Below are 13,336 nucleotides of genomic sequence, written 5' to 3'. Positions count from 1 at the left end.
AGGAAAGATAACATAGAAATGGCTATAACAAATAAAATACGTTTCGGGGTAGTAGGAACGAACTTTATAACAGATTGGGTGATTGCCGGGGCACGGCAGGACGAACGTTTTGAACTGGTTGCCGTCTATTCACGGACACGGGAGACGGCAGATGCATTTGCTGCCAGGCATCAGATTCCCTATACATTTACTTCTTTGGAGGAGATGGCGCAAAGTCCGTTGATAGATGCGGTGTATATTGCTTCTCCTAATTTCTTGCATGCTCCGCAGAGCATTCTTTGCATGAAGCATGGCAAGCATGTGTTATGTGAGAAGCCGTTTGCTTCGAATGCACGGGAGGCGGGGGAGATGATCGAGGCTTCCCGGAAATACAATGTGACGCTGATGGAGGCGATGAAACCGACGCTGACTCCGAACTTCTGTGCCGTACGTGAGAATCTGCACCGGCTGGGGACGATACGGCGCTATTTCTCCTGCTATTGCCAGTATTCGTCGCGGTATGACAAGTTTAAGGAAGGTATTGTGCTGAATGCTTTTAAGCCGGAACTCTCGAATGGGGCAATGATGGATATCGGTATCTATACGCTTTATCCGATGGTAGTCTTGTTCGGGCGGCCGGAGAAGGTGGAGGCGACAGGTGTCGTGCTCTCTTCGGGGGCAGACGGACAAGGGGCCGTGAACTTCCAGTATAAAGGAATGAATGCGACTATCCTTTATTCGAAGATAGCTAACTCGTCATTGCCGACAGAGATACAAGGGGAAGAAGGAAACATCATTCTGGACCGGGTGAATATTATCAGCAAGGTGACTTATCTGCCCCGGATTGCCGCAGCAGCGGGCAAGAGTGCCATTCCCGAGCCGCAGGATATCAGCGCGGTGACGGATAAGGACGAATACTACTATGAGGTGGCCGAATTTATAGACCTGGTTCTTGCCGGTAAACGCGAGTCGGCTATTAACAGCCATGATAATTCATTGATAACATTGGAGATTATTGACGAGATACGGAGGCAGTTGGGGGTTGTTTATCCGGCTGACAGGTGATTCGGTTTTTATCAGGTTTGAGCTATCTTTTATAGCAACTGGTTGTAACTGGCTCCCCTCTGGAGAGGGGGAAGGGGGTGAATTCTAAGTCCTCTCCAAACAATATCTATAAAATCTTACCCAAGTTTACGAACATTAACGTATCCTTGGGTAAGTTCGTATATAGACATAATTACTCTTCAGAAGTGTATAGCTACTTCCTAAACCTAAGATGTTTTCGAAATTAAGGGCCTTTTTATTATACGACTAATGTTACAAATGGAGTCTGTCTTCGTATCACAGCAAAAGACCTTGCTATGATTTTGGCTCTTACAGCATTGATTACAGATGCTTTATGTTTCCCCTCCGCTATTTTCCTTTTATAATATGCTTTCATCTGCGGATCCCAAGAGATGGCAGTAATAGCTGCCCGGGTAAGGTACACTTTTACTTCTTTGTTAGCCAATGGAGAAGTCTGCGTTTTTCCCCGTATGGAAATACCTGAAGTATGTTCAAAGGGAGCAACCCCGCAATAACAAGCAAACTTCCTTGGGTTGTCAAATCTTTGAAAATTGTTAGTAACACACAGTAATACAATGGCATTGATTATCCCTACACCTTTTATACTTCTTAATAACAAGTAGTTTGTGCAAAGAGAACAACTAGCGGCTATTAGTTGCTCCATAGCCTCTTCCACCTGCAGGATCTTTTCTTTTATCGACTTGAGCTGCTCTTCCAAAAAAGAAATGGAGTCTGTCACATCAGCCAACTTGGCCATCTGGGAGAATGTTTCCAATAACTTTATGCTTGATACTTTTTGCTTGACCAAATTGTCACGTATAATAATCCATCCCCGCAGTCTCACCAAGTCTTTGTCAGGCAATTTGTATAACTCTAGTTTTCGATAGTGTAATACCGCATAGTTCGCTATTCTTTTAGCGTCAATGCGGTCATTTTTGCCTCGTTGCAAGCCTATGGACTTCTTGATGGTCAACGGGCAAACCAAAGCTAGGGAAAAACCCATAGAGGCACTGGAAACAGATAACTCTGTGACATAACTTCCCATGTTTTCAGCACAGAACAAGAGTTTGGATAAAGAGAGATGATAACCTGCTATCCAATCTAATAAAGATTGGATCCCTTCTGAAGTGTTATCAAAAGACTTGTGAGACAACTCTTTTTCGTCCGCAGACATTAAGGATGCATCGAAAGTTTTTTTCCCTACATCAAGACCTACAAAATGAGAATAATTCATAACTTTGTATTTACAGTATTAAACATGAAGGAGAAACAGCTAATACATTTATTAGGTCGTGAGCCTACAATTCTAACTGGCTAGGTTCTCCAATTAAGAGAGTTGCAGTCTGATTCAGCCCATAGTCATTTAAGACTAGTGTCAAAGTTAGTTCACTGCAACTCTTCTTTTCAAATATACACTTATATTTTTATTGGGATATTTAATACTGCAAATGTAAATGTGTTAAAGCCAGTTACAACCAGTCACTAAACAGATAGTTCAATTATTCTATAATTGAACCTATCCTTTTAAATCTCTCTGATAAAATACTTCGCCAGGAATTCCCAATTCCCATGAATGATATCTTTTCCGCGTTCGGGGCTGAGCAGGCTCTTGGTTTGGGCATCGGCGAGCATGCCGCGTTCTTCGAGGGCTTTCAGCAGGTCTTTGCTGCAATGCTTGACGATGAAGAAAGATAATCCCTGGTCGGAAGCCTTTTTCTCGTCATAGAACGGGTTTTGTTCGTCTTTGATGAATTCGATGCCGTCTACCAGTAATTGAAGGCCTTCACGGGGAGAAGCATATACGGCAAACTTGTTGAATTCGATGCAGTCGGCCAGCGGAGTATATTCGCTTTCCTCCAGTTTCAGTTGCTGGGTGGCGAAGTCGATAAATTCCTGCTTGCTCTTCATATAGAATAATAACTTGCCGTCCGCGATTTCTGTGAATTTATCGTAGACAGCCTTGTTGCTTTCTTCCCGTTCCTTGATGGCGGGGTCGACAAAGGATTCTGCTTTTTCCGCTTTATCGGCGAAGGCGGCATAGTCCGGATGCGTTTCCGGCATGATAAGCGAGAGCCATTTCGGTGACGTGTAGGCCAGGAGAGGCGTCCGGCTGATATGAGCCAGCGAGTCGTAGATAACCATGACAGCCTGTGTGTTCTGCCGATCGTTCGGGTTCTGGCGCCAGTATTCTTTTACCGTTTCGCTCAGGTCGACATTTGAGTCGGTCAGCAGGTAAGAGTTGTAGTGGAACCAGTGGAGCAGTTCGGCCTGTTTCTCGGGGTCCTCGTAAGAAGTTTCCGGGGCGAAAAGAGCCTGCATCTTTGTGTTTTCGGGAGCGGTAGTCCATTCCTTGCAAAACAGTTGGTAGATGAGGCGGGCCGTCTCTTCGTTGGCTGGGTTGTCGGGGTTGACGAAAGTGCCTTTCTTGGCGCCGTGGTACTGCTGGGTATAGTGCCAGAGCAGGAAACGGACGTCTTCGTAGTTTGCCTCGTCGTCGTAATAATGGTCGCTGACGGTATAGAAAGGGAGATAGTTGCCCGTCTGTTTCTTATATTCCGTGATGAATGCACGCCATATGTTCAGGCCGGATATCACGTCCTCGAAATAAGCCGCCATACGCATACTGATCTGGATGACATCTTCCTTTTCGAACGAGTTCGCCAGGTCGGTTTGTTCCATCATTTCATGTATCTGATTGGCAATACGGGTATAATAAAGGTCGGTCGGACCTGATTGTTTATAGGGATGCAGTTGCAGCCAGTCTTTGGGGAAAATCTTAGTGTTCTTCATCTTATAATCGTCATTTACGCTTTTGATTAATAAAGATGCAAATGTACGAAAAATAAGTATACATGGACATACCGGATTTATGGTGTATATTATGCGTAAGACAGTTAAAAGATATTTTAAGGGGGATAAGAGTTGAGGAAAGGAGTTTTCTTGTATCTTTGTTTTCATAATTAAAAGAAGAAAGGAGAGTACTATGTCCCGGACTGAAAAGAGTAAGTTGGATTTTACTGTTGCTTTGATAGCCGAGTTTGCATCTGCTTATAAGTTGAAGCAGAAACAGGCGTTCAACTATTTGAACCGTTTTAAAGGGATACAGTTCCTTCATAAGCATTACGAAGTATTGCATACGCAATCGTTTGAAGATGTAATCGAAAGTCTGGTGATGGTATGTCGTAATAACGGAGGGCAGTTGGCATGAAACTTTATCATGGTTCAAATATGGAGATTGATTGTCCTGACTTGTCCCGATCGAAACCCTTCAAAGACTTTGGACAAGGTTTTTATTTGTCTCCCGGGTACGAACAGGCACTAGCTTTGGCTAAGCAGAAAACAGAGCAATTACTAACAGGTGTTCCCTTCGTGACGACTTTTGAGTTTGATGAGGAGGCCTTGAATACTTTAGAGTTGACGGTGAAGTTTTTTGATGATTATTGTCAGGAATGGGCGGAGTTTGTTTTTGTAAATCGTGACCGTGACCGTGTGCATCCTGCTCATTCATATGATATCGTTATTGGGCCGATAGCAGATGACGGTGTTACTTACCAGTTACGTCGGTTTCGTATGGGGGTTATTCCTATGGATAAGTTGATTGAGGAACTGAAGTATGCTAAAGGTTTGACTATACAATATTATTTTGGCACCGAGCGTGCTCTTTCTTATCTGAAGAAATTATGAAACTGACAGCCGGACAAATAGAATTTATGATTGAGGAGTTGAGTAGCGAAATTATACAGATGCTCATGGAAGAGTGGGGTTGTGATATGACGCAGGCTATGGATATATATTATAACTCTGATACTTTTGATCGATTGAGTAATCCTGCTACCGGCTTGTACTATCAGAGTGCAGGGTATGTATACGACTTCCTTAAAAAAGAGATAACTACAGGGCGGATAGCCTAAGCTACGTTTCCCCTATGTAAAAGCCCCCTCTTCGCTATCACAAGAAGAGGGGGCTTTTTGATAGATTATATTCAAGGTTGTACTGACTGATGGTAACTAATTCCCCTCTCGAGAGGGGAATTAGTTACTCTTGTCACTTCAAAGCGATCACTTTCATCACTTCCGTACAACCACCTTCTGCACCGTACCGTCGCTGAGGCGGACGATGTAGATGCCGTCGGTCAGCGGGTCGACGTGGGTCGTGCCGGCGGAGAGGGAGAGGCTACGGATCAGCTGGCCGGTAAGGGCAAAGACCTGCGCACGTGCCGGGCGGTCGGTGGTGATGAAGAGGCTGCCGTCGCGGGTAAAGATGCGGGTGCCGGACTGGATTTCGGCGTTGGCAACGGGAGGCGGGTTCTTCGCGATGCCGCCGATCGAGATGACGAGGTCGCTATGGACGTACTTCACGATGTAGGCTCCGTCGCTGGTACGCGGGGTGATGGTCTCGCCACGGCTGGTTGTCACGACGGGGACAGACTGGTTGTAGTCCGCATCGAGTGTGAGGTAGAAGCGGAAGTTATCCGACGACTCGACATCGTAACTGCCGGCTAGCGGGTCGGTCGCGGCTCCTTCCACCGACGGGAGGGTGACGGTGTAGTAGGTTGGCTCGGGGTCGGGATCGGGTATCGAATTGACTGTAGCCGTAGCGGATCGGGTCAGCAGGGTAGTGGAGACACCGCCTTTCCCGACCGTGATCCGGCAACGGTATGTACCCGATATGCTTGTCGTGAAGTCCGGACTGCCCGCAACGGCGGCACGGGTGTACGGGTTGCTGACGTTCGTCCAGTTTCCGTTCCCCTGCTTTTGCCATTGATAGGATACGTCTGCGCCTTCGGCAACGGCAGGTTTCGTGGTCAGTGTCACCCGGCCTGTGGCTGTATGGTCGGACGGCATGGCTCCGGAGCCGGTGAGGTCGAGGGACGCGTCGCCGGTTACCTTTGTCACGCTACCGGTGTTGTCGATGAAGGTGCCGCTGTTGTCTACGGAGGCGACTGTGATGGTCGTTCCTTCATCGGCATTCAGTGTAAGAGTGCCTGCGTTGGTGATGGTGCCCAGGTCATTGCTTGTGCCGGTCAGGGTGATAACGGAGGTTATGTTGCCGTCTATTACCGTTGCCTGCGTTTTCACATTATCAAGGGTGGCATTGCCTTGTAGGGTGACTTTGTCGGCTTCGGTCGTGCCGTCGCCTGTCAGAGTGCCGTCGGCGGGTACTGTATCTTCTCCGTCAGTTTGTGTTTGTCCTTGTGCTTGTCCTGATTTTATATACGTTGCCCATGTTTTCCAGTTCTCGCTGGCTTGTTCCCCGGTGTAGCCTGTTGCGTTTGCCGGTACAAGGATGCCGGTCAGGTTGTTGCAATTGGCGAAGATGCCCTCTCCGATAGTCGGAGCCGTTGCCCCTTCGAAGGTGACGGTTGTCAGAGCACTGCTCATATTGAAGGCCGCATACCCGATGGATGTTACCGAGCTTGGGATCACAATGGAGGTGAGTGCACTCTGCATGAAGGCCATTCTCCCGATGGTTGTAACCGATTCCGGGATCACAATGGAGGTGAGAGCACTGGATTCGAAGGCACCTTCCTCGATGGTTGTTACCGTGCCCGGGATCACAATGGAGGTGAGAGCTGTGTTCGAGAAGCTATAGGAGCCGATTGTTTTCACCCCGTCGGGGATCGTATAGCTGCCGGTTGCAGATGGGACAAAGACAACCAATGTTTCGCCGTTGGAAGTCAGCAGGGCTTTGCCGTCGTCGGTGTCCGTTTTGAAGTCGTTGTTGCCTTCGGCTACTGTAAATTTGCTGATGCCCGACCCTGAAAAGGCAAGTACTCCGATCGTGGTAACCGAAGCCGGCATTTCGATCGTGGTCAGACTTTCGGTGTTTCGAAAGGCAGCCCCTCCGATACCGGTTATCCCGGTTGCTGTAATAGTTACCCGGGTTAAGTTGGAACAGCTCGCAAAAGCATTCATTATGATCTCCGTGACATCTCCGGTGATCGTGACGCTCTTTACTTTAGAATAGTTGCTGCCCCGTCCGTTTTGCGCCCAGTTCGTCATTCCGATCTGACTGCTGATGGTCAGTTCGCCGCTTTCCGACAATGTATAGCCTTCTTTCAGGTCTGGCTTGGCGAACTTGTTGCTGCTCTTGTCCCAGGTATAGAGCCCTTCGGTGAGGCCGGTGGTGGAGGGGTCGGCATTTTCTTCAACTACGGGAACTTCTCCGTTCTCTTTTAAGTCATTTCCCTGGTCGACGATCTTGCCGCTCATGCCGGTGACTTTGGCGTTTTGAAACAGGTAGATGTTACCTCCTTTGTCCTCTCCGGTGCCTTCCAATGTGCCGCCATTGAGAACGATGGACGCGCCTATCGAGATAAGAATCCCTCGGTTATCGCCTGTCCCATTTCCAACCTTGACTGTGCCGCCGTTGTTGATGGTCAGGGTATACCCTATATTGATCCCGATTCTAGTGAATTTCTTGATGTTGATAGTACCGCCGTTATCGACGGTCAGGTTGGAGCTTTGTAGTGGGGAGTCCTGGTCTGCTGCATCCACGTTGATGGTTGCGCCGTTGCCAACGGTCAGGTTAGTTGGGCCGAAGACCCCCGAGGTTATATCGACGGTGATGTTCTTCAATGTAAGGGTACCGTTTGTGATGGTAGACATCTTGGTGGTTTCCCCACATACCAACTTGCTGTTTTCACCTCCCTGGATGGTCAGACTGATATTGTCGTTGTATGATAAGCCGATCCCGCCTTCGCCGGTGCATGTGAGGGTTTTGTCTTTGGCGATGGAGAGGGTATGGGTGGCACCTGCGGTTACAAATTCCGTCAGGGTGATGTCGTCCGTCATGTTGATGGTGGAAGCGGTTGTACTTTCCAGTGCGTTTTTCAGTTCGGCGGCGGTGGTAACGCTTACCGTCGGAGGATCGCCCGATTCTCCCTCCTGTGCCCATGTCCCTACGGACGTTAGCATCATGATGCTAAGAAGCAGCAAGCCCCGGAGGAGACTTGCTGCTTTAGTCTTGTTGGTAAAAAATCTGTTCATGTTATATCTGTATTAATGGGTTATTAGTCTGTTTTTGCAAGTTCTTTTTTCAAGGCACGCTTGAACGAGGCTTCAAGGGGTGCTTGAACGAGGCTTCAACGGTGCCTTGAAGCCTGCTTCAAGGATCGCTTGAAAGGGGCTTCAAGGCAGGCTTGAATTATTCGATCTCCGGACGGTCGCCGCCACCGCTTTCTTTCGGTCCGACACGCAGGGTGACGGGGAAAGTGCAGGAACGCGGTGTTTTCACCGTACGGTTGGTCGAACCCGCCTGGGTCGTGATACTCATCGTATACGTTCCGTTGCTGAGCGCGGGTACCACGCAGATGATCTTCGACGGGTCGTTTTGAACGAAGAGGGACACTTTCTTTGCTTCGCCGCCTGCGGTGGGGGTGAAGAAAAGTCCTACGGAAGCGTCTTCACCGATCACGCGCATGTTCTTGCCTTCGATGGTGATGGGGGCGCCGGGGGTGATCTCGTCGTTTTCGCTGAGTGTTGTCGAGTCGGTAACTTTATTAATTACCGGGCCGAGCGATGCCAGACCGCGATTTTCAACTTTGATTTTCTTCAATAAAGCAGCAAGTGTCTTACCTATCGTATAGGTTACACCCAGTGAGTGGATTTGGGGATTGAAAGCGGCCGAGGGGCCGTCGAACGAACCGCGCGTGTTGACCAGGTACTGGCCGACGCCGTCGTTTACACTTATCCCTTGGGCAATGGCTTCGGCTTTCGCCTGGTCGGCCATGTCGAGGATGTAGAGGATTGTTTCTTCGCGGACTTCCAGCCCGCCCTTCATGATCCGTTTGGCGATCTGGGGGTTGCCAACCGAACCGGTCACTATCGGTTTCGCGGTGTAGTCGCCCTCCTTCTCCGTCAGGATGTTGTCGTACGTTTCGATACGAAGGATGATTTGTTCTTCTTTGTTTTCTGCCATGTTGTTCTGTTTTAGAATTAGACAATGGGCAAATGAAGAAAAGAATGGAGGAAAGGACCGGACAAATACCGAAAAATTATGGACAAATACCGAAATTATGCTTTGTTTGCATGTTCTTTCCGGTATTTGTGGGGTGTCATGCCGAACACTTCGGAGAAGTTGCGGTTGAAACTGCGTACAGACGAGAAACCGGAGGCGAGCGCAATCTCTTCGATCGAGCGCGCGTCGGGAATGAGCAGGCAGGTATGGGCATAGTCGATACGGTAATGGACGATGTAGTCCTGGATACTCATACCGGTATAGTATTTCAAGGCGCGGGTCAGGTAATGCTCGTTGGTGTAGAGGGCCTGTACAAGCTCTTTGCGGTTGAAATCGGGATTGGTGAAAAGCAGGTCTTCGCGCATCATCTTTTCCGCCCGGTTGTACAGGTCCTTGTCCTGTGCCTGTGCGAGTTCGTTGACCAATGTGTCGAGACCCGCTTTTTCCTCTTTCTCTTCCGGCAAAACGGTGTTCGTCTTGAAAAGCTCCTCCCGCATGAAGTCGTAGGTGAAATGGTAATTCACGTAATAGGCGCCGACCATCAGATAAAAGACGGTAAAGATACAGACGACTGTCAGTTCATACGTAACAGAAAGGCAGAAACAAAGCGTGAGGGCGAGTACCCCGATCCCCAGTGCATAGAGGAATACACGGGTTACCCAACGCAGTTCCAGTCGTTCGGGTATCTTCTGAAGGTGGCTGAGGCTCTTATCGTAGATGGCTCGTTCGCGGAAGAATATATGGGTGTAAATGCCCATTTGCACCAGATAGACCAGAGCGAAGACCGTACGGATCATCAGTACCGGATTACCTGTCTGTGCAGCCCATTCGCTGAACGTATAAACAGCCGGATCTTCGAAGAAACAGCGTGCTGCCAGATAGAAAACCGTCAGGAGGATGGCCGGTGAGGCATGCAGCAGAATATTCTTTCGTGTGACATATTCTTCCCGGAACAACAGGATCAACAGGAAGGTGAACAGCAACGATTGTGAAGCCCCGATCACGATGACGGGGAAAGACAGCAGTCCGAGATCGGTCTGTGTGCTATCTCCCACCAGCAAGGTGAGCAGATGCCCGCTCCCGACGATGGCGGAAGCAAAAGCGAGGATACGGCAGGCATTACGGTATTTCCGGTTTCTGACGTTTCGGAGCGGCTTAAGGAACAGTAGTCCGGCTGTTACGAGGAGACAGACCACTGTGTTCAGTGAATAGGTTATTATAAATAAGTTTTCTTCCGTCATTCGGTATCTAAGGTGTAAGGATTGTTTGTGATCGCAAAGTAAACTAAAAAAGCGGACATGGTTGTCCTGTTCGCTTAGAAAAACAAGCGTTGTGTACAATCTTTAGCCATCTTCCCCTCCGGTTAGGACAGGCGGAGCGCATGTATGTACTTTTTCTGTCAACGAATTGTAATAACTGTTATCATATTGTCATCTCTTTTAAATTTGGCTGAAACATTGCGCCTCTACTTTTGCGGCAAATAAATGTAACAACAAGTAAAGGAATGAGAAATAAGCGTGAAAAGAGAGGACTGTTGATGTTGGTTCTCCTACTGTTTGGAAGTTTTCTTGCGCTGACGGCCCGGGCACAAACGGGTGTTATCTGCGGAACCGTGACAGATGCTAAATTCAAGGAACCACTGATCGGTGCCACTGTCTCTATCGAAGGAACGACAATCGGAGCTATAACGGATATAGACGGAAATTTCCGTATCGAAAAGGTACAACCGGGAAAATATACACTGGTCGCTTCTTATGTATCTTATAAAACGCAAACCATAAAAGATGTGGTTGTGATAGCTCATCAGGAAGCAGTCGTGCGTATCGAACTATCGGACGCCGACCTCCAACTGCAAAACGTTGTGGTTGTGGCCCAACGAAAACTGGGGACAGAAACAGCCGTATTGAATACCGTCCGCAAAAGCCTTCCCGTAGTGAGCGGAATATCTGCCCAGCAGATCAGCAAGACGCAGGACAGCGATGCTGCCGAGGTGCTTCGCCGTATACCCGGTATTACGATCGTGGATGACCGCTTCATTGTTGTTCGTGGCCTGGCACAACGTTATAATAACGTGTGGCTGAACAATGCCACGACACCGTCGAGCGAGACGGATAGCCGGGCTTTCTCTTTTGACGTGCTGCCTTCTTCGCTGATTGACAATATGATGGTTTATAAAAGTCCGTCGGCAGAGGTGCCTGCCGATTTCTCAGGAGGCTTCGTGCAGGTGATGACGAAGAATATCCCGGAGGGGAATACCTTTGCAGTCTCTTATCAAATGGGTTTCAATACGAATGCGACCTTCCGCAACTTCCGGCTGACAGAAGGTAGCTGGAAAGATTATCTCGGATTCGGAGCCGGTGCCCGAAGCCTGCCTGCTTTTTTTCCTGCCCATCTGGGAGATCATTCGACGGAAGAGGCGGCCGCTTTTACCCGGCAGATCAACCAGCGTTGGGGGATCAATACATTCAAGGCCATTCCCGACCAGAAGATTTCGCTTACCTCTCACCGCTCGTTCGACATCGGCGACTGGAAGATCGGAAATATCACCAATGTGAACTGGAGTACGGAATATGACTATACGGAAACGGTGAACAACAACTATATCACCTATGATGTGGCGAACGACGTCTCCCGTCCCCGTTTCGAATACAATGATATTCGCTACCGGAATACGTCCAAGCTGGGTGCCCTCTTCAACTGGTCGTTCATGAAGGGCGGCAATAAGTACGAATTTCGTAACTTCTTCAGCCAGCGCGGTGTTTCCGCCCTGACGCAACGGGAGGGGACCAACTACTATTCCGATAAGGATATCCGCAAATGGGAATCGCTTTATACCGGACGTACGACCTATTCCGGCCAGTTGAGCGGTACGCATACCTTGCGGGAGAATATCGACAAGGTGGATTGGACGGCCGGCTATGCCTTCGCCTCTTACCGGGAGCCCGACCGCAAGATCGTGAACTCTATCCTGGATGAGAATAAGACGGAGCAGCCGAACTATTATGTGTCCGATCCGATGCGTTACTATCAGGACCTGAAAGATCACAGTGCCTCGCTGGCGGCAAACTACGAGCATAAGTTCGCCGTGTCTGATATGTTTGCCCCCGTGTTCAACGGTGGTATCTACGGAGAATATAAAGACCGTACGTTCGATGCCCGCCGCTTCGGTTACAACCTGTTGGGCACGGGCTATGACCGTTATGCCGATTGGGATTATACCGGGATATTCTCGGACGATAACATCTCTGCCGACCGTATCTGGATGCGTGAGGTAACGAAGAATAACGATTCTTACACTTCGAACAGTAAATTGGGTGCCGCCTACGTTTCGGCAAAGCTGAACTATGGCGAGAAGCTGAATGCCGTGGTCGGGGTTCGCATGGAATATTACAACCTGGTGATGGACGGCTATTCTTCCGACGGTACCGAGCCGGTACATCTGGATAACGATGCGACCGATTTCTTCCCTTCGGTCAATGTCTCTTATAATCTGACGGAGAAACATTTGATACGCGCCGCTTACGGGCGGTCCGTCAACCGGCCGGAGTTCCGGGAGGTTGTGCCTTACGTTTACTTCAATCTGGAGCGCGATGCCAATATCGTAGGTAACGTCGACCTGAAGAACGCCTATGCCGACAATCTGGATTTACGGTATGAGTTTTATCCGGCCACCGGCGAGATGATTACGCTGGGCGGTTTCTACAAACGTTTCAAAGACCCGATCGAAGAGACATACAACGAAGCCGGTTCGGGCCTGCAATATACCTATCATAATGCGAAGAACGCCGAAGCTTTCGGTGTGGAACTGGATATCCGGAAAAACCTCGACTTTATCGGGTTAAGAGGACTGAGCCTGGTTTGTAATGCCGCTTATATCTATAGCCGGGTACGTTTCGAGGATGGCGCTCCTGAGCGTGACCGTCCGCTGGCCGGACAATCTCCTTACCTGGTGAACGCCGGATTGTTCTATCAGCATGACGACAAGGGAATCTCTGCCTCACTGCTTTACAACCGGATCGGGAAGCGTATCGAGTCGGTCGGTGTCCCGATGCAGAACGAAAGTGAAGATATCCCCGATATATACGAGATGCCCCGCAACTCGCTGGACCTGACATTCTCGAAGAAGATCGGCAAGTTCGTGGAGATCAAGGCGGGTGTACAGGACCTGCTTAATTCGAAAGTGGAATACAAACAATTCGTGAAGCTGACGGATGAAAACGGGGGGAAGCGCGAACGTGAACAGCTGATCCGCAGCTATCGTCCGGGAGTGGATATCAATGTGGGTGTCTCCTTAAAGTTCTAATGATTAATTGACTATAATTCTTATTACAAA

10 protein-coding genes are annotated in these 13,336 nt (G+C 48.9%); 5 read left to right on the top strand and 5 right to left on the bottom strand.

All coding sequences use genetic code 11. The annotated features are described in order from the left end of the window. Positions 1-18: 18 nt before the first annotated feature. Positions 19-1,044, top strand: a complete 1,026-nt coding sequence (locus tag K6V26_RS14325; protein WP_224265661.1) for a Gfo/Idh/MocA family protein — start codon at positions 19-21, stop codon at positions 1,042-1,044. 238 nt (positions 1,045-1,282) lie between these two features. Here the strand turns inward: K6V26_RS14325 and K6V26_RS14320 are convergent, their stop codons facing one another. Both K6V26_RS14320 and K6V26_RS14315 read right to left on the bottom strand, forming a co-directional pair. Further along, positions 1,283-2,278, bottom strand: a complete 996-nt coding sequence (locus K6V26_RS14320; protein WP_046145281.1) for an IS110 family RNA-guided transposase — start codon at positions 2,276-2,278, stop codon at positions 1,283-1,285. Positions 2,279-2,568: 290 nt separating this feature from the next. Beyond that, on the bottom strand, positions 2,569-3,834 hold the full coding sequence (locus tag K6V26_RS14315; protein ID WP_048316084.1) for a DUF3843 family protein: 1,266 nt from the start codon (positions 3,832-3,834) through the stop codon (positions 2,569-2,571). A 193-nt stretch (positions 3,835-4,027) separates the two neighbouring features. Between K6V26_RS14315 and K6V26_RS14310 the strand changes: the two genes are divergently transcribed. The 3 genes from K6V26_RS14310 to K6V26_RS14300 are packed head-to-tail and all read left to right on the top strand — an operon-like array spanning position 4,028 to position 4,955. Next, a complete protein-coding gene (locus K6V26_RS14310) occupies positions 4,028-4,252 on the top strand; it encodes a DUF3791 domain-containing protein (RefSeq protein ID WP_007658838.1) in 225 nt (74 codons plus the stop codon). Next, complete coding sequence (locus K6V26_RS14305; protein ID WP_007658836.1) at positions 4,249-4,728, top strand: DUF3990 domain-containing protein; 480 nt, start codon at positions 4,249-4,251, stop codon at positions 4,726-4,728. Before K6V26_RS14310 ends, K6V26_RS14305 begins: the two co-directional genes overlap by 4 nt. Further along, positions 4,725-4,955: a hypothetical protein gene (locus tag K6V26_RS14300; RefSeq protein WP_007658834.1), complete on the top strand. Its 231-nt coding sequence runs from the start codon at positions 4,725-4,727 to the stop codon at positions 4,953-4,955. The genes K6V26_RS14305 and K6V26_RS14300 overlap by 4 nt, the downstream gene beginning before the upstream one ends. Positions 4,956-5,111: 156 nt before the next feature. On the opposite strand, the gene K6V26_RS14295 is transcribed toward K6V26_RS14300, so the two are convergent. The 3 genes from K6V26_RS14295 to K6V26_RS14285 form a co-directional block, all read right to left on the bottom strand. After that, complete coding sequence (locus K6V26_RS14295) at positions 5,112-8,033, bottom strand: leucine-rich repeat domain-containing protein (protein WP_224265660.1); 2,922 nt, start codon at positions 8,031-8,033, stop codon at positions 5,112-5,114. A 157-nt stretch (positions 8,034-8,190) separates the two neighbouring features. Next, a complete protein-coding gene (locus tag K6V26_RS14290; RefSeq protein ID WP_010802468.1) occupies positions 8,191-8,964 on the bottom strand; it encodes a DUF4469 domain-containing protein in 774 nt (257 codons plus the stop codon). Between the two features lie 95 nt (positions 8,965-9,059). After that, positions 9,060-10,244 (bottom strand): helix-turn-helix domain-containing protein, encoded by a 1,185-nt coding sequence (locus tag K6V26_RS14285; protein WP_224265659.1) that lies wholly within the window; start codon positions 10,242-10,244, stop codon positions 9,060-9,062. Between the two features lie 263 nt (positions 10,245-10,507). On the opposite strand from K6V26_RS14285, the gene K6V26_RS14280 reads away from it, so the two are divergent. Beyond that, a complete protein-coding gene (locus tag K6V26_RS14280; protein WP_224265658.1) occupies positions 10,508-13,306 on the top strand; it encodes a TonB-dependent receptor in 2,799 nt (932 codons plus the stop codon). Positions 13,307-13,336: the final 30 nt, after the last annotated feature.

It is taken from the genome of Parabacteroides goldsteinii (assembly GCF_020091425.1).
GTDB lineage: Bacteria > Bacteroidota > Bacteroidia > Bacteroidales > Tannerellaceae > Parabacteroides > Parabacteroides goldsteinii.
The sequence above is the reverse complement of the archived record's forward strand: the minus strand, read 5'-3'. Positions and strand labels throughout refer to the sequence as shown.

What these genes read in the sequence shown, in the direction of transcription:
- K6V26_RS14325 (WP_224265661.1), top strand. Translation starts at nt 19, where the DNA reads ATGGCTATAACAAATAAAATACGTTTCGGGGTAGTAGGAACGAACTTT.
- K6V26_RS14320 (WP_046145281.1), bottom strand. Translation starts at nt 2,278, where the DNA reads ATGAATTATTCTCATTTTGTAGGTCTTGATGTAGGGAAAAAAACTTTC.
- K6V26_RS14315 (WP_048316084.1), bottom strand. Translation starts at nt 3,834, where the DNA reads ATGAAGAACACTAAGATTTTCCCCAAAGACTGGCTGCAACTGCATCCC.
- K6V26_RS14310 (WP_007658838.1), top strand. Translation starts at nt 4,028, where the DNA reads ATGTCCCGGACTGAAAAGAGTAAGTTGGATTTTACTGTTGCTTTGATA.
- K6V26_RS14305 (WP_007658836.1), top strand. Translation starts at nt 4,249, where the DNA reads ATGAAACTTTATCATGGTTCAAATATGGAGATTGATTGTCCTGACTTG.
- K6V26_RS14300 (WP_007658834.1), top strand. Translation starts at nt 4,725, where the DNA reads ATGAAACTGACAGCCGGACAAATAGAATTTATGATTGAGGAGTTGAGT.
- K6V26_RS14295 (WP_224265660.1), bottom strand. Translation starts at nt 8,033, where the DNA reads ATGAACAGATTTTTTACCAACAAGACTAAAGCAGCAAGTCTCCTCCGG.
- K6V26_RS14290 (WP_010802468.1), bottom strand. Translation starts at nt 8,964, where the DNA reads ATGGCAGAAAACAAAGAAGAACAAATCATCCTTCGTATCGAAACGTAC.
- K6V26_RS14285 (WP_224265659.1), bottom strand. Translation starts at nt 10,244, where the DNA reads ATGACGGAAGAAAACTTATTTATAATAACCTATTCACTGAACACAGTG.
- K6V26_RS14280 (WP_224265658.1), top strand. Translation starts at nt 10,508, where the DNA reads ATGAGAAATAAGCGTGAAAAGAGAGGACTGTTGATGTTGGTTCTCCTA.